This is a genomic window from Leeuwenhoekiella palythoae (genome assembly GCF_020310025.1).
Taxonomy (GTDB): domain Bacteria; phylum Bacteroidota; class Bacteroidia; order Flavobacteriales; family Flavobacteriaceae; genus Leeuwenhoekiella; species Leeuwenhoekiella palythoae.
Genome location: NZ_CP084318.1, coordinates 1,958,023 through 1,974,424, shown reverse-complemented (window position 1 = coordinate 1,974,424; position 16,402 = coordinate 1,958,023). Strand labels below are relative to the sequence as shown.

Annotated in this window: 17 protein-coding genes; 8 read left to right on the top strand and 9 right to left on the bottom strand. The window is 40.7% G+C overall.

The features are described from left to right. The first annotated feature begins 27 nt into the window (after window positions 1-27). On the top strand, window positions 28-414 hold the full coding sequence (locus tag LDL79_RS08425) for a DUF423 domain-containing protein (RefSeq protein ID WP_225599897.1): 387 nt from the start codon (window positions 28-30) through the stop codon (window positions 412-414). A 70-nt stretch (window positions 415-484) separates the two neighbouring features. Beyond that, window positions 485-2,095, top strand: coding sequence for a phosphoenolpyruvate carboxykinase (ATP) (pckA, locus tag LDL79_RS08420; RefSeq protein ID WP_225599896.1), 1,611 nt, complete (start codon window positions 485-487; stop codon window positions 2,093-2,095). A gap of 59 nt (window positions 2,096-2,154) precedes the next feature. Here the strand turns inward: pckA and LDL79_RS08415 are convergent, their stop codons facing one another. Next, window positions 2,155-2,901, bottom strand: coding sequence for a uroporphyrinogen-III synthase (locus tag LDL79_RS08415; protein ID WP_072981809.1), 747 nt, complete (start codon window positions 2,899-2,901; stop codon window positions 2,155-2,157). Window positions 2,902-2,943: 42 nt separating this feature from the next. Next, window positions 2,944-3,612, bottom strand: coding sequence for a DUF4271 domain-containing protein (locus LDL79_RS08410; RefSeq protein ID WP_225599895.1), 669 nt, complete (start codon window positions 3,610-3,612; stop codon window positions 2,944-2,946). Window positions 3,613-3,711: 99 nt separating this feature from the next. Here LDL79_RS08410 and LDL79_RS08405 point away from each other — a divergent pair, with 99 nt between their 5' ends. From LDL79_RS08405 to LDL79_RS08395, 3 genes are read left to right on the top strand one after another with little or no spacing between them, the layout of a single operon-like run. After that, window positions 3,712-4,443 (top strand): polyprenol monophosphomannose synthase, encoded by a 732-nt coding sequence (locus LDL79_RS08405; RefSeq protein ID WP_072981290.1) that lies wholly within the window; start codon window positions 3,712-3,714, stop codon window positions 4,441-4,443. Next, complete coding sequence (locus LDL79_RS08400; protein WP_225599894.1) at window positions 4,444-5,784, top strand: dihydroorotase; 1,341 nt, start codon at window positions 4,444-4,446, stop codon at window positions 5,782-5,784. Further along, window positions 5,781-6,251, top strand: coding sequence for a DUF4296 domain-containing protein (locus LDL79_RS08395; RefSeq protein ID WP_072981286.1), 471 nt, complete (start codon window positions 5,781-5,783; stop codon window positions 6,249-6,251). The genes LDL79_RS08400 and LDL79_RS08395 overlap by 4 nt, the downstream gene beginning before the upstream one ends. Here LDL79_RS08395 and LDL79_RS08390 read toward each other — a convergent pair. Beyond that, window positions 6,226-7,254, bottom strand: a complete 1,029-nt coding sequence (locus LDL79_RS08390) for an NAD-dependent epimerase/dehydratase family protein (RefSeq protein ID WP_225599893.1) — start codon at window positions 7,252-7,254, stop codon at window positions 6,226-6,228. The two genes, LDL79_RS08395 and LDL79_RS08390, sit on opposite strands and share 26 nt — an antisense overlap. Before the next feature lie 188 nt (window positions 7,255-7,442). Here LDL79_RS08390 and tyrS point away from each other — a divergent pair, with 188 nt between their 5' ends. Then, on the top strand, window positions 7,443-8,741 hold the full coding sequence (gene tyrS / locus LDL79_RS08385; protein ID WP_167598597.1) for a tyrosine--tRNA ligase: 1,299 nt from the start codon (window positions 7,443-7,445) through the stop codon (window positions 8,739-8,741). Window positions 8,742-8,793: 52 nt separating this feature from the next. Here the strand turns inward: tyrS and LDL79_RS17270 are convergent, their stop codons facing one another. The 6 genes from LDL79_RS17270 to LDL79_RS08355 form a co-directional block, all read right to left on the bottom strand. Continuing rightward, window positions 8,794-9,072 carry a type II toxin-antitoxin system RelE/ParE family toxin gene (locus tag LDL79_RS17270; protein ID WP_225599949.1) on the bottom strand — a complete coding sequence of 93 codons (279 nt, stop codon included), beginning with the start codon at window positions 9,070-9,072 and terminating at the stop codon, window positions 8,794-8,796. 34 nt (window positions 9,073-9,106) lie between these two features. After that, on the bottom strand, window positions 9,107-9,322 hold the full coding sequence (locus LDL79_RS08375; protein WP_225599892.1) for a hypothetical protein: 216 nt from the start codon (window positions 9,320-9,322) through the stop codon (window positions 9,107-9,109). Window positions 9,323-9,408: 86 nt separating this feature from the next. Next, window positions 9,409-10,104 carry a zinc metallopeptidase gene (locus tag LDL79_RS08370; protein WP_072981281.1) on the bottom strand — a complete coding sequence of 232 codons (696 nt, stop codon included), beginning with the start codon at window positions 10,102-10,104 and terminating at the stop codon, window positions 9,409-9,411. 197 nt (window positions 10,105-10,301) lie between these two features. Continuing rightward, window positions 10,302-10,706 (bottom strand): hypothetical protein, encoded by a 405-nt coding sequence (locus LDL79_RS08365; protein ID WP_225599891.1) that lies wholly within the window; start codon window positions 10,704-10,706, stop codon window positions 10,302-10,304. 119 nt (window positions 10,707-10,825) lie between these two features. Continuing rightward, window positions 10,826-13,867: a leucine--tRNA ligase gene (locus tag LDL79_RS08360; protein WP_225599890.1), complete on the bottom strand. Its 3,042-nt coding sequence runs from the start codon at window positions 13,865-13,867 to the stop codon at window positions 10,826-10,828. Window positions 13,868-14,091: 224 nt separating this feature from the next. Next, window positions 14,092-15,015 (bottom strand): ketopantoate reductase family protein, encoded by a 924-nt coding sequence (locus LDL79_RS08355; RefSeq protein ID WP_225599889.1) that lies wholly within the window; start codon window positions 15,013-15,015, stop codon window positions 14,092-14,094. Between the two features lie 173 nt (window positions 15,016-15,188). On the opposite strand from LDL79_RS08355, the gene LDL79_RS08350 reads away from it, so the two are divergent. Together LDL79_RS08350 and LDL79_RS08345 are read left to right on the top strand one after the other, a co-directional pair. Further along, entirely contained in the window at window positions 15,189-16,067 is an 879-nt protein-coding gene (locus tag LDL79_RS08350) for a cell division protein FtsX (protein WP_072981277.1), read from the top strand. A gap of 55 nt (window positions 16,068-16,122) precedes the next feature. Continuing rightward, window positions 16,123-16,398: a DUF3098 domain-containing protein gene (locus tag LDL79_RS08345; RefSeq protein ID WP_167598590.1), complete on the top strand. Its 276-nt coding sequence runs from the start codon at window positions 16,123-16,125 to the stop codon at window positions 16,396-16,398. Window positions 16,399-16,402: the final 4 nt, after the last annotated feature.

Here is a 16,402-nt window from a genome sequence, read left to right as displayed (position 1 = left end):
TTTGATCGCATATTTTAAACCGAAGCTATGCAAAGAACTCTTCTGATCACCGGTGCGCTTTTAGGACTAACTGCTGTAATCTTGGGCGCATTTGGTGCGCACGGACTCAAAGAAAGTTTAACCCCTGAAGCTATTGATTCGTTTGAAACCGGAGTGCGTTACCAAATGTATCACGCTTTTTTACTTCTGCTAGTAGGAACCGTATTGCCTTTATCGCAAAAAGCACAGAAAATCAGTTTTTATCTGATTTTAATCGGCGTGATTTTATTTAGCGGCTCTATTTACTTACTCACCACAAGACCTATCACAGGTATTGATATTTCGGCGATCGCTTGGATCACTCCAATAGGTGGTGCTTTGCTTATTTCAGCCTGGATTGCAATCACTTATAATTTTATCAAATTACTAAAATAATTATCATTTTTTAACTATTTGATAATTTTAAAGCATTAGCTTTACATCGTATTTCTAAAAATTCAAATTTATGGCTTCAACTGCCTTATTTACGAAAACGATTGCGATGACGCAATATGGAATCAAAAATGCAACAATTCATTATCAATTGCCTCCGGAAGAGCTGCATCAAATATGCGTACTTTTAGGTCAAGGCACCACTACAGACTCTGGTGCTTTAGCAATTGAAACCGGGAAATTTACCGGAAGATCCCCAAAAGATCGCTTTATTGTGATCGATGAATACACCCGAGACAAGGTCTGGTGGGGCGCTATCAACATTCCTTTTGACAAAGCCAAATTTTACCGTTTAAAGGGAAAAATGACTACCTACCTTTCTGACCGTAAATTGTATGTACGCGATGCTTTTGCCTGCGCTGATGACCGCTATAAAATGGGCGTGCGTGTGGTGAATGAATTCCCCTGGTCTAACTTATTTGTCTACAATATGTTTTTAAGACCAAGTGAAGATGAACTCGAGAATTTTAAGGAAGACTGGCTGGTGCTCAATGCGCCCGGCTTTAAGGCCGATCCTGAAATTGACGGAACGCGTCAAGAAAATTTTGCGATCATCAGTTTTGAAGAAAAAACGATTTTGATTGGTGGTACCGGCTATACCGGCGAAATCAAAAAGAGTATTTTTTCTGTACTAAACTTTGTACTGCCTACCGAAAAGAATACGCTTCCTATGCATTGTTCAGCCAATGTAGGTGAAGATGATCAAACAGCAATTTTCTTTGGCTTGTCAGGCACCGGTAAAACCACGCTTAGCGCAGACCCTAACCGTAAGTTAATAGGTGATGATGAGCACGGTTGGACAGCTGACGATACAATTTTCAATTTTGAAGGAGGATGCTATGCAAAAGTGATCAATTTATCTGAAGCGCAAGAACCCGATATTTTTAATGCTATAAAACGGGGTGCGCTTTTAGAAAATGTGATCGTAGATCATCAGAAACAGGTGGACTACAGCAATACATCGATCACGCCCAATACACGCGTGAGTTACCCAATACATCATATTGAAAATATTCAAAAACCTTCTGTAGGTAATAATCCAAAGCATATTTTCTTTCTCACAGCAGATGCTTTTGGAGTATTGCCTCCTATTTCAAAATTGACACCGGGGCAAGCCGCTTATCATTTCATTAGCGGCTACACAGCTAAAGTTGCCGGTACAGAAGCTGGTGTAAATGAACCGGTACCTTCATTTTCTGCGTGTTTTGGAGCGCCATTTATGCCTTTACACCCCACGCATTATGCTGAAATGCTCAGCGCAAAAATGAAAAAATCCGGGGTCAATGTTTGGTTGATCAATACAGGATGGACCGGCGGACCCTACGGTATTGGTAAGCGTATGGAATTAAAATATACGCGTGCGATGATCAATGCGGTATTAAACGATGCTTTTGGCCCTATCAATCACGAGGACTATCATACGCATTCTGTTTTTGGAGTAGCACAACCACGCACGTGCCCGGGAGTTCCTGATGAGGTGTTGAGTCCGCGTCAAACTTGGGGCAATGATGAGGCCTACTATGCAACAGCACACAAACTAGCCGCTTCTTTTAAAGAGAACTTTAAAAAGTTTGAAGCTTATGCAAATGAAGAAATTCTAGAAGGACAACCTCCGCTAGGATAGTTAATTGAACACAAAAGGCTCCTAATCAGGAGCCTTTTAATTTTTTCTTAACCAGAAGATTATTTTTTATTGACGTCGTCAATGTACTTCTCTAAAGCCATCGTCATCGATGGGGTTTCTGGTGTAGGTGCTTTGATGTTTACTTTGAGTCCGGCTTCTTCTACCGCTCTAATTGTAGAGTTTCCAAATACTGCGATGCGGGTGTCATTTTGTTTAAAATCAGGAAAGTTTTCAAACAACGACTTGATTCCACTTGGACTAAAGAACACAAGAATGTCATAAGTCACGTCTTTTAAGTGCGACAGATCACTTACAACAGTTCGGTAAAAAATACCGCGGTCCCATTTTAAATTCAGATCGTTAAGAACATTAGGCACTTCAGGTTTTAAAGAATCTGACGATGGAAGTAAAAACTTCTCATTCTTGTATTTCTTTAAAATTGGTGACATCTCAGTAAAAGTACGTTTCCCAACATAAATCTTACGTTTACGATACACAACATACTTCTGCAAATAGTAAGCTACCGCTTCACTCTGGCAGAAATACTTTAGGCTGTCTGGCACCTTAAAACGCATTTCCTCAGCAATTCTGAAAAAATTATCTACCGCATTACGGCTGGTTAAGATAATCGCAGTGTATTTACTAAGGTCAATTTTTTGATGTCTAACCTCCTTGCCTGATACACCTTCAACGTGGATAAACGGAATGAAGTCAACTTTTACCTTCTTCTTTTCCTGTAACTCAAAATAGGGGGAATTCTCAACTTTTGGTTCTGGTTGCGAAACCAAAATAGTCTTCACTTTCATAGACATGCTAAATTTGTGTTTATTTCACGCTTCATGTTCAAACTATATAAAACTAAACACCTTATATAAAATGAAGTAGGGCGCAATTTCAAGTGCGCAAAGGTACAAAATAAAATAAAACAGATTATTGTAAATCATATTTTCGTACCTGCGATACGTGTTAAAAAGGCTGATTACATTAAAAATCAGAAACAAAATCACTATGATCACAATCGCGATAAAACCCGGCGCGAGTGCATAAATAAAAATGGCATTTACGGGTAAAAGAAGCAACGCAAAGTAACTGCGGTAGCTAAGTTTAGAGAACTGGTATGAATTGAGCTCTTGTTCTCCATTAAAAAGTACGCCTAGCATACGTTCAATAAAAAACTTAAGCGATACAAAAACCACATAAGCCAAGACAATACGCACGTACAGCAAAAAATTTGAAGCGTCTGTGAGCACATTCAACTCATTAAAAACAATATAGATAAACAACGAAATCGAAAAAAACTGAATGGTAAACAAGATCAGATTAAACGGGCTCTCAAACCTGATGTCTTTATTCGCCTTCAGCAAGTATTTTTCATTGATCAAGAGCTCTACAAAATCTACAAACCGGGTTTCATAAACAGCCTTTGCCACGGCAATTAAAACCAAGCATGTCACAAAGACAATCGTGATCCAGTCATTACTAATAAAACTGCGTTCTAAGGCTTGCAAACTCTTCAATTTTTATGGGTTCAAAATTACTATAAATACAAGAGTTTATAGAAATGCCGAAACAAATAACCTCCAAAATCTTTACATTTGCGCATAAATCACACAACGATGGCAGGTTCGCTCGTCATAATTCCCACCTACAACGAAGCTGAAAATATTGAAAAGTTGGTGCGTAATATTTTTGCGCAGCAACGCGCGTTTGAGGTTTTGGTCGTTGATGACAATTCGCCAGACGGAACCGCCGCATTGGTCAAGAATTTACAGCAGGAATTTATAGGTCAAATACACCTGCTTGAGCGTCCCGGCAAAAATGGCTTGGGCACGGCATACATCGCAGGATTTAAATGGGCTCTGGAACGAGATTATGCATACATATTTGAGATGGATGCAGATTTCTCTCACGCCCCTAATGACCTGATCAGACTGTATAACGCTTGTGCTAAAGGTGGTGCAGATCTAGCAATTGGTTCCCGATACAAAACCGGAGTCAATGTAGTAAACTGGCCTATGGGACGCGTCTTAATGTCATACATCGCGTCAAAATATGTTAGATTTATTACTGGCTTAGATATTGCAGATACGACCGCAGGTTTTATTTGCTATAAACGTGAAGTTTTAGAAAAAATAACGCTCGACAAAATCAAGTTTGTAGGTTATGCGTTTCAGATTGAAATGAAATTCAAAGCGCATTTACTTGGTTTTAAAATTATTGAAGTACCAGTAATCTTTGTTGATCGCACTAAAGGCACCAGCAAGATGAGCACCGGTATTTTTAGTGAAGCCGTTTTTGGCGTTTTAGGAATGAAGTTTAAAAGTCTTTTTAAAAGTTACGATATATAGATGGAAAAGGTACTGATCAAAGATGCACATATCGTAAATGAAGGCACCATTATGCGTGGCGACGTTTACATAGAACACGGAATTATTGTTGAAATAAGCCAGAACCTTAGCGTTAAAGGTCCGGATGTACATGTTTTTGATGCCGAAGGAAAACACCTTTTACCCGGGGTGATCGATGATCAAGTACACTTTAGAGAACCCGGCCTCACGCATAAAGCAACCATTGGGTCTGAATCTCGCGCAGCCGTAGCCGGCGGAATCACTTCGTTCATTGAGATGCCTAATACGGTTCCTCAGGCAACCACCATTGAAAAATTAGAGGAAAAATTTACGAGGGCAGCAGAAACCTCACACGCCAACTTCTCATTTATGTTTGGTGGGACTAACGACAACCTTGCTGAAATAAAGAAGGTTGATAAATCAAAAGTTGCCGGCCTCAAACTTTTCTTAGGAAGCTCTACCGGAAACATGCTCGTTGATGATGAAGAAGTGCTACGAGAAATCTTCAAAAGCACAGATCTTGTAATTTCGGTGCATTGTGAGGATGAAGAAACGATCAAGAAAAATCTTGCGATCTATAAAGAGCGTTATGGTGACGATATTCCTATTAATATGCATCCTATTATTCGCAGTGAAGAAGCCTGCTACTTATCTTCTTCAAAAGCGATCGCTTTAGCTAAAGAAACCGGCGCACGTCTGCATGTTTTTCACCTTTCTACAGCGAAAGAAATGGAACTTTTCAGCAATAAAATTCCATTAAAGGATAAAAAGATCACAGCCGAGGTTTGTATTCACCATCTTTGGTTTTCTGATGAAGACTATGAAGACAAGCAAACCCTCATAAAATGGAACCCGGCAGTAAAGAAAAAAACAGACCGTGCAGCACTATGGGAAGCTTTACTTGATGATCGCCTAGATGTGATTGCTACAGATCACGCCCCGCATACATTAGAAGAAAAGCAAAACGTTTACACCAAAGCACCTAGCGGCGGACCTCTAGTACAACACGCATTACCGGCAATGCTTGAAAAGTATCACGAAGGCAAAATTAGCCTTGAGAAGATCGTTGAAAAAATGTGCCACAATCCGGCCATTCTTTTTGAAGTTGAAAAACGAGGGTATATCAAACCCGGTTATTATGCTGACCTTGTTTTAGTAGACTTAAACAATCCGTGGACGGTAACCACAGACAATATTCTCTATAAATGCAAATGGTCTCCTTTTGAAGGAAACACTTTTAAGTCCCGCATCTCTCATACTTTTGTCAATGGGCAATTGGCTTATAAGAATTTTAAGGTATACGATGAGAAGCACGGCAAGCGTTTAACTTTTAATCGATGATCAAAAAAGGCTACATTTTGCTTTTAGTTGTTTTGGCAGTCGTGAGCTGCCACGATATTGAGCGCCCAAAAAAGCCTGACAATTTTATTGAGCGGGAGAAAATGACTGATATCTTATATGACATTTCGCTCTTACGTGCTTTAAAAACCTATAGCGTAAACGATATGCGTGCTTTAGGCTTAGAGCCAGATACTTTTATTTATGACAAATACGACGTTGACAGTCTACAACTCGCTCAAAGTATTGACTACTACAGCGTAAACTTTAATGAGTACACGTCAATTTGGGAAGAGGTCAATGCGCGTTTGACCGCGCAGCGTGATGAGATTCAGTTTGAGCAAAATGATCTAGACAGCATACGCATTGAAGAAAGCAAACGCAGAAGAGATTCTATTAAAAAAGCAAACCAACCTCGTCCTGATATCGAACTCGAAAACGATTCTATTTTAGCTCCTGTGAGTAGTTAAAATGTTTTGTAACTCGGCTGAGTGTAGTTTCTATGGGAGTGTACTCAAATTCAGGAAAGTGAGTTTTTAGTTTTTCTGCTTCATAAACGGTTTTTGTATACCCGGATTTGGCGGTGCTTTTGGTAAGCTGACGCCGTTTACCGAAAAGATTTAAAAACCAATCTATTTTCCAAGCAAGATCAAGCTGCCATTTCTTAAGCATTTTAGACGGAGCCTTTACTCCTAAAGCTGTAGCTGTTTTTTTTAATACGGTTTCAAAAGCAAGATTATGTCCTACCAGAATGAAACGCTCATTATACACATCGCTTTGCATTAAAGCGATCATCGTGCGCACCACATCAATGACATCAACAAATCCTTTAGCACCAGGAACCGTGAATTTTAGTCCGTTTGCGATTTGTTTAAACATCGTACCGCTTCCACTGTCGTAAAAGCCTTCTCCCAAAATCACTCCAGGATTCACGATCACCACGTCAAGACCTTCTTGAGTAGCGCGCCAGACTTCCATTTCTGAAGCGAATTTTGAAATACTATAAACGCTATTTTCTTTATTGGCTTCCCAGTGCGTTTCTTCGTTGATTGCTTTTACACTATCTCCCAAAGCCGCCACAGAGCTCACATAACAACATTTTTCAATACGGTGCTTTAAACACAGATTGATAATATTCGCCGTACCTTCAACATTGTTCTTTTGAAGTTCGTCAAAACGTTTAGGGTTAAAAGAAACCAGCGCAGCACAATGGTAAACTCTAGTTATTCCCGTGAACGCTTCGGTTAGCGCAGGAATATCAGTCACATCTGCCTGAAGCCATTCAATTTGCGAAAAATCAGCCGTAAACTCAGCAGTTTCTTCACGTTCATTTTTCCATCGAAAAAGCGCTTCTACCGCTTTAATTTTAGCTTCGGTTCTGTAAATCGCACGAATCTTATTTTCGCCTTGCGCAACCAATTGCCACAACAAATGCGAACCCACTAAACCGGTACCTCCCGTTACTAAAATCATAGCTACGAAGTTAGGCATATTCTTCTATTCTTGCTGCCAAGCTTTGGGCATTATATTTATATTTGCAGGCTTATAAACAGTCACCCGTTGACTTGTCGCTGCGGTTTTAGAAACTGATTTCTTTCATCAACAACCGCAGCACTAAGAAAAAACATATTAAATCGCGCTTGGCGCGTAAACTAGCAATTATGATTACCAATTTTGTTGAAGAGCTGCAATGGCGTGGGATGATTCACGATGTGATGCCCGGGACTGAAGAACACCTTATGGAACAGATGCGATCTGCTTATGTGGGGATCGACCCAACTGCAGACTCGCTTCATATAGGTCACCTCGTGGGCGTTATGATGCTCAAACATTTTCAGGCAAGTGGACACAGACCTATTGCGCTTGTAGGTGGTGCCACGGGTATGATTGGCGATCCTTCGGGGAAATCTGATGAGCGTAATCTGCTTGATGAAGAAACCTTGCGTCACAATCAGGAAGCCATTAAAGAGCAATTATCGCGCTTTCTGGATTTTGATTCTGATGAAGAAAACGCAGCGGTTCTTGTGAACAACTACGACTGGATGAAAGATTTTAGCTTTCTGGAGTTTATACGCGATGTGGGTAAACACATCACCGTGAACTATATGATGGCTAAAGATTCGGTTAAAAAACGTTTGTCTGCAGAATCTGCGGAAGGAATGAGTTTTACTGAATTTACTTACCAACTCGTTCAGGGTTATGACTTTTTACATTTATATCGTGAGAAAGAGCTAACACTGCAAATGGGCGGAAGCGACCAATGGGGAAACATCACTACAGGAACCGAATTGGTACGTAGAATTGGCGGCGGAAAAGCGTATGCAATGACCTGCCCGCTGATCACCAAAGCAGACGGAACAAAATTTGGGAAAACTGCCGGTGGTAACATTTGGTTAGATGCAGAACGTACTTCTCCATACAGATTTTACCAATATTGGTTGAATACCAGCGACGAGGATGCAGCAAAATACATTAAGATCTTCACCTTTTTAGGAAAAGAAGAAATCGAGAATCTCATCGCAGAGCATCAAGAAGCGCCACATCAGCGCGCCTTACAAAAGCGTCTGGCGGAAGAAGTAACCATAAGCACTCATGGTGTTGAAAATTATGAGAACGCGGTAAAAGCTTCAGAAATTCTCTTCGGAAAATCTACAGCTGCAAACCTAAAAGCGCTTAACGAGAAAACCTTTTTAGATGTTTTTGAAGGAGTTCCGCAAGCGGAAGTAAGCCGTGGTGAGATCGAAGCAGGATTAGATATGGTAAATGCACTTGCAGAAAAAACCGGATTTTTAAAATCTAACGGAGAAGCAAGACGCGCTTTAAAACAGAATTCAATTTCTGTAAATCAGGAAAAAGTAGCCGAAGATTTCACCATCACTACAGATGACTTGATCAACGACCGTTTTGTACTCTTACAACGCGGAAAGAAGAATTACTTTGTGATTCGTATTCTTGATTAATCACAAATTAAAAAAAGCCTCAAACAGTATTTCTACTTGAGGCTTTTTGTTTTTATAAATTCAACATCTTGTCTGGATCACGTCTTACGTCAAAAACATCATTGATTAGTACTACATCTGCATCCTCTATTCTATAAATCAATTTATAGTTACCTATTAAAATATAACGATACGTAAATTTCAAAGATTTAAGGTTTTCTTCAATTTGACCTGACTCTGGATGTTTCTCTAAATACTTGGAAGCACTTAAAATTTCAGTTCTTATTTTATGCGCTACACGCTTATTTACGTACTCTGCATAATACTCAAAAATTTCTTTTAAGCGATCAATTGCAAATTGAGTTCAGACAATACGCATAATTTCATCACCACTTTTCTGATGCTCTATTTAAATCTTTCAGAGATTGTACTCGACCTTGAGTAAAATCATCTTCAGATTCCTGAACACGGGCTATTAAATCCTCTCTTGAAAAGCGCGCACCTTCATCTTCAGAATTCAAAAGCTGTTCAATCAATTGATCTATTGAAAACTCTTCCGGTAGATGTTCTAACTGTTTTAATATTTTAGTTTTAGTCCACATTTTCAAAACTTTATAGCTTGAAGTTACACAAAAAACCCATTCCGTTTAAATGGAATGGGTTTTAAATTTTTATAGGCGTTGCGCGCTTAACGTCTTCCGCCAAAAATCTGTAAAGCGAAGTATAATAAGGTGGCTAACGAACCAATCGCAGCTACGACGTATGTACGAGCAGCCCACTTAAGTGCATCTTTAGCTCCGTCGTGTTCTCTTGGCGTTAACATATTTGCCGATTCTAACCAAGCCAATGCACGATTACTTGCATCATATTCAACCGGAAGGGTTATAAACGAAAACAAGGTTCCCATAGCAAATAAACCAAGCCCGATAATCGCAACGGTCATTCCTAAACCAGACCCAATGATCGACATCAAAACGATTCCTCCAATGATCACAAACATAGACATACGCGATGCAACACTCACCACAGGCACCAGTTTTGAACGCATCGTTAGCCAGCTATAGGCCTTTGCGTGCTGCACTGCGTGACCGCACTCGTGAGCAGCAACGGCAGCTGCAGCAGCATTGCGCTGATTATATACAGGTTCACTCAAATTAACGGTTTTCTTGGCAGGATTATAATGATCTGTCAACTGCCCCTGCACCGAGATCACCTTTACATCAGTAATTCCATTGTCGCTAAGCATTTTACGCGCGATCTCTGCCCCACTCATTCCATTTTGTAGATGAACTTGAGAGTATTCTTTAAACTTACTTTTTAATTTATTGCTTACTAGCCAACTTACCAATGCAATCGCACCAATAAGTATATAATATCCCATCATAGCTTTGTATTTAAGTTGTTTTTAAAACTAACCAATATAAACAAAAAATAAGCCGAAAATTTCTGCTGCCGTTTTGACTTATTAGTTATGCTATTAAGATTCAAAGCAACCACCCCATTAGAGGCGGCTTTTATCAAATTTAGTGGACCACTCCGGACTCACTTTGAAAGTAGTAGCTCATAAAGATATCATCAAAACTAGTCTCGATATTTCAGTAAGACTGCATTGTAGATTCTTACTGTATTAACAGAATTGGTTGTTTTCACGGTTTTAGAATCCTCATCCTCTTCAACAGAAGTCTTAGTTTCATCACTGATCCATTTTTCTTGAGGCATTCCTCCGTATAAGATTGCATCAGCTCCTACACTTTTTGCTTTGGCCAGCATTACTGCCTGCACATCTTCTGCATTGTCAATTTCGCCGGGATGACCATTATTTTCAATTTTTCCCATTACCAAATAATCCTTTTCAATATCCTGCTCATCAAAAAAGATCTCAACATTGGTGCTGGGCGCATAACTTCGGCCTAAATAATTTACGGTGGGTTTGCAGGAAATTAAACATAAAACGATGCCTAAGAATCCAAGTAGTGTTTTGTTCATAATTACAAGGGTTATCAATTGCCTAAAAGCAGACCAACATTCGTACCAAATAAACGCTAGAAACCCTTATCTACCCTAATACACTACAGGTCAAATCATTTGCTTTTGAATTTTAAAAATCAGCCTACAAAGTTCACGATCTTACCGGGGACAACGATCACCTTTTTCGGTTCGCGACCGCCTAAATACTCCTGCGTTTTCTCGTGTGCACGTACAGCTTTTTCGATTTCTTCTTTTGAAAGATCTAACGGAAGTTCCATCGTAAAACGCATTTTTCCATTAAACGAGATCGGGTATTCTTTACTACTTTCTACCAGATGCTTTTCATCAAACTCTGGGAAAGCAGCAGTGGCGATCGACTCGTCGTGACCGAGTAAACTCCACAATTCTTCTGCGATGTGTGGCGCATAAGGCGAAATCAATACCGCCAACGGCTCTAGTACTTCACGGTTGTTGCATTTTGCAGCGGCGAGTTCGTTAACCGCGATCATAAACGTAGAAACCGAAGTATTAAAACTGAAGTTCTCAATATCTTCCTGTACCTTTTTGATGGTTTTATGTAAGGTTTTCATCGCCTCTTTAGAAGCCGGCGCATCAGAAACTTCAAAGTCGCCCAGATTTCCCGCTTTATCTACTTGATGGTACAGCTTCCAGAGTTTTTTAAGGAAGTTGTGCACTCCTGTAATTCCTGCGGTATTCCAGGGTTTTGCTTGCTCTAACGGACCTAAAAACATCTCATACATACGCAGCGTATCTGCCCCGTACTCCTCACAAATATCATCGGGATTTACGACATTGTATTTGGATTTAGACATTTTTTCGACCTCTCTTTTAACTAAAAATGTATTGTTCTCATTTTGAAAACGTACATCATTATAAAGTTCGCCTTGATACCAAGTTGAAAATCCTGAGACATCCAATTGATTTTTTAAATCGACGAACTCTACAGGAACATGTAGTTTGGTAACAGTGAATGTTATCTTATCTAAATTAAAACCAGAATCTTTGAAATCATCTTCAAAGTATTTTTTATCAAATACATCATTCAATGAGAACTTTTCTCCAGCAATAGCATCATAAAGTTTCTTTCCCTCTAAAAGGTCGTATGATACTATCCTTCCATTTAATACATCGGAAAAAATGAACTCAAATTGCTTATCAAGCTCTTCTGAAAAACTCCCCTCATAATCATAATATCCTTCATTGATTCTATAAGCAAAAGCACTCTCCCCCAAAATCATCCCCTGATTGATCAGCTTTTTAAAGGGTTCTTCCACCGGAGTAAAACCACGGTCTTTTAGGAATTTTACCCAAAAACGGCTGTACAATAAATGCCCTGTTGCGTGCTCGCTACCCCCAATATAAAGGTCCACATTTTGCCAGTACTCCATCGCTTCTTTTGAGGCAAAAGCTTCATCGCGCAAAGCTTTCTCCATGTATCTGAAGAAATACCAGCTACTTCCTGCCCAACCCGGCATTGTATTCAACTCTAAAGGAAAAACAGTCTCGTGATCGATCTTGTCATTACTCACAACTGCATGGGTTTTGGTATCCCACGCCCAAACATCGGCGCGACCTAGTGGCGGCTCGCCTTCTTCGGTAGGCAAATATTTTTCTACTTCCGGCAGGTGAATCGGTAAATGCGCTGCATCAATCATTTGCGGCATTCCATCTACATAATACACCGGGAACGGCTCACCCCAATAACGCTGACGGCTAAAGACCGCGTCCCGCAAACGGTAATTTACTTTCCCTTTTCCGGCACCTAGTTTCTCTAATGCTTCAATCGCTTTTGGCAACGCCTGCTTGTACGCCAGTCCATTTAAGAAATCTGAATCTTTTAAAGGTGTTTTATCTTTTTCAGCATAGGCTTGTTCGCTGATATCGACTCCGTCAAAAATATTCTTGATCGGAATGTTGAAATGCGTTGCAAAATCCCAGTCGCGTTGATCCCCACAAGGAACCGCCATCACGGCACCGGTTCCATAACCAGCCAACACGTAGTCACCAATCCAGATCGGAATCGGCTCTTTTGTAAAGGGATGCTCGGCATATGCACCGGTAAAGGCACCCGAGATGGTTTTTACATCGGCCATACGCTCGCGCTCGCTGCGCTTTGCAGTTGCTTCGATATAGGCATCAACCTCAGCTTTTTGCTCTGGAGTTGTTATTTCTTTTACTAGATCTAATTCCGGCGCAAGTGTCATAAACGTCACTCCAAAAATGGTATCGGGACGGGTGGTAAACACCTCAATTTTGTACGACTTCTCGACTGCGCTCGAAGTGACATTAAACTCGACAGAAGCTCCTTTGGAACGCCCGATCCAGTTGGTTTGCGAGTCTTTAAGCGGCTGAGGCCAGTCAATATCTTGCAAACCGTCTAGCAAACGCTGCGCATAAGCGCTGATGCGCATACTCCACTGCGTCATTTTTTTACGCACCACAGGATGCCCGCCACGTTCTGAAGCGCCGTTCACGATCTCGTCGTTTGCCAAAACCGTACCTAGCGCAGGACACCAGTTCACTTCGGTTTCTGCCAGGTAGGTTAATCTATATTTTAAAAGAAGTTCTTGTTTTGCTTTCGCGGAAGCGGAATTCCATTCTTCAGCAGTAAAAGCTTCAACATCCTCATCGCATACTGCATTTACCGAAGAATTTCCTTCGGCTTCAAATTTGGCAATCAGCGTGTCAATATGTTCTGCCTGATTGGTATCGTTGTTATACCAACTTTCAAAAAGCTGAATAAAAATCCACTGCGTCCATTTATAATACTCAGGATTTGAAGTGCGCACTTCACGACTCCAGTCGAATGAAAATCCTATTTTATCCAATTGCTCGCGATAACGTGCAATGTTAGTTTCGGTAGTAATTGCCGGATGTTGCCCGGTTTGAATGGCATATTGCTCAGCCGGAAGTCCGAACGAATCGTACCCCTGCGGATGCAACACATTAAAACCTTGATGACGCTTGTAACGCGCATAAATATCACTGGCAATATATCCCAGCGGATGCCCAACGTGCAGTCCCGCACCTGATGGATATGGAAACATATCGAGCACATAATATTTTGGCTTTTCGCTGTTATTTTTTGCCTGAAAAGTACCGTGATCACTCCAGTACTTTTGCCATCTTTTTTCTATCGCGTTAAAATCGTAGTTCATTACCGTGTATTGCTTTGCGCACTGCGCATTTTAATGAGCGGCAAATTTAACGATTTAAAAGCGATTTAAGCAGGAAGGTTTTTTGGCACCGCCAAGGGGTTAAATACTCCGTCCCGAAAGCTTTCGGGATGCCACGAAATTGAAAATTTGTTCGGAACGAATGCCGCGTGGACCTGCCTTTGTCGGCAGACAGGCTTGCCCCGAGGGAGTTTACTCGAGGTTTTCTAGGATCTTGCCTCTTTTTCCATTGGCAATAAACACTCAAAGATCATCTCGTTTACCGGCACAGAAACGCCGAGACGCTTTCCTTCGCGCACAATGTAGCCGTTAAAGTTGTTGAGTTCGCTGGGTTTGCCTTCCATAATATCGCGTTGCGTAGAAGCGGTCACATCTGCTCCTTGATTCTGGATCGCCTCAAAAACTGCCTCCATATGCTTTTCGGTAAGTGCAATTCCTTTTGCTTTGGCGACATTAAAAATCTCCTTTGCGGTGTCTTGCATCATTTTAAACAAATAGGCGCTCGAACGTATTTTACCCATAGGCACGCGTGTCAAACCGCCAATCCCGCTTATGGTGCAAATGAATAAGAATTTCTTCCAGATCTCTACTTGAATATCTTCAACTAAATGGGCTGTAAAACCGGCTTCTTCAAAAAGTGCTTGAAGTTCTTTTGCGCGTTCAGAAAGGCTTCCGTCGAGTTCACCAAAGGTGATGCTGGGTTCAAAAGTAGGATGCTTAATTTTTCCGGGACCGTCTTTAAAAGCAACTATTCTGCATAGACCACCCAAAACCTGAGCATCAGGCAATACCTCAAGGATTTTTTCAGCATTTGAAGCTCCGTTTTGTAACGGCAGAAATAGCGCTTCGGCGTTAACATAAGGCTTTAAAGCTTCGATCGTCTCAGGAACTTGCCACGATTTTACTCCTAAAATCACAAGATCCGGCGTTGGGATTTCGCTTAAATCAGCAGTTGCCAAATCGGGTTCAGCTACAAAATCACCTTTATAGCTAGTGACTTCTAATCCGCTTTTTTGAATTGCTTCCAGATGTTTTCCGCGGGCGATAAACGTCACGTGATTTTTAGTTTTAGTGAGTTTTCCGCCAAAATAGCCTCCAACGCCACCTATTCCGTAGATTAAAATATTCATAAACCATTACAATTTAGAGCTTAAGCACTTCATTTTTAACAGCTAACGCCAGTGCTGGTGCTAAACGCGTGAAATGCTTCAGTATAAAAATACAAAATGCGCCAAGCGTACGTTTAAGAAGCACGAACTTTAGTATTTTTGTCCACTAATCGCATTAAATTTTACGCAGCAGCATGGCATCATCTTTTGAAAAGTTTCAACGTCGCAGACTGATCTCCTCGTATTTTTCGGTGATTTTAAGTATTGCGCTGGTACTTTTCTTATTGGGATTGCTGGGCCTTCTTGTGCTCAACTCTAAAAAAGTTGCCGATCATTTTAAAGAACAGATCGCATTGACGATCTACCTAAAAGATGACGCTAAAGATGTTGAGATCAAACAACTTGAAAAAACGCTCGCTCTAGCCGATTATACTAAGTCGACGCAGTTTGTTTCTAAAGATGAAGCTGCCGAAGAACACAGCAAAGAAATAGGTGAGAATTTTATGGACTTTTTGGGCTACAATCCGCTGCAAAACTCCATTGACGTCTATCTCAAAGCCGATTTTGTTGATGCAGCTCAGGTTAAAGAAATCGCAGATAATTTGCTTGCCAAAGACTTTGTAGAAGAAGTAAACTATGACCAGCCTTTGATCTCGCTGCTTAACGATAACATCAAAAAAATAAGTTTGTGGGTAATGGTGATTAGCGGTGTGTTTACACTTATTGCGGTATTGCTCATCAACTCTGCGATACGCCTTTCGGTTTATTCAAAGCGTTTTACGATAAAAACGATGCAAATGGTGGGTGCGACCAAAGGTTTTATTCGCCGCCCGTTTATCTGGCTGAGTATGAAATTAGGAATGGTAGGCGCAGTAATCGCACTCGCAGGAATGGCCGCGGTTCTTTATTATTTAAACCAAACCTTCCCCGAGTTAGAATTGCTGGCAGACCCTGTGATTCTGGCTATTTTGTTCGTAGGCGTTTTTCTGGCAAGTGTGCTGATCACATGGTTCAGTACCTTTTTGGCTACTCAGCGTTTCTTGAATTTAAGAACAGACGAACTTTATTATTAGAGAAGAGCTTTTAGATCAAAAGCCCTTTCAAAACATAATTTTAACCCTTTTTAGCATGGGAGAACAAAAACGAAAAAAACAAAATGAACTGCACCGTAGCAGTTTTATTTTTAAGAAGAAAAACTATAAGGTGATGTTGATAGGCCTGGGTGTGATCGCACTTGGTTTTATCTTGATGTCTGGCGGTGGTAGTGATGACCCTACGGTATTTAATCCGGAGATTTATAACTGGAGACGTATACGTCTTGCTCCGGCGTTGGTGTTGATTGGTTTTGGGATCGAAGTATATGCGATCTTACTGAATCCTGATAAGAAGAAAAACGTCAATTAACAAG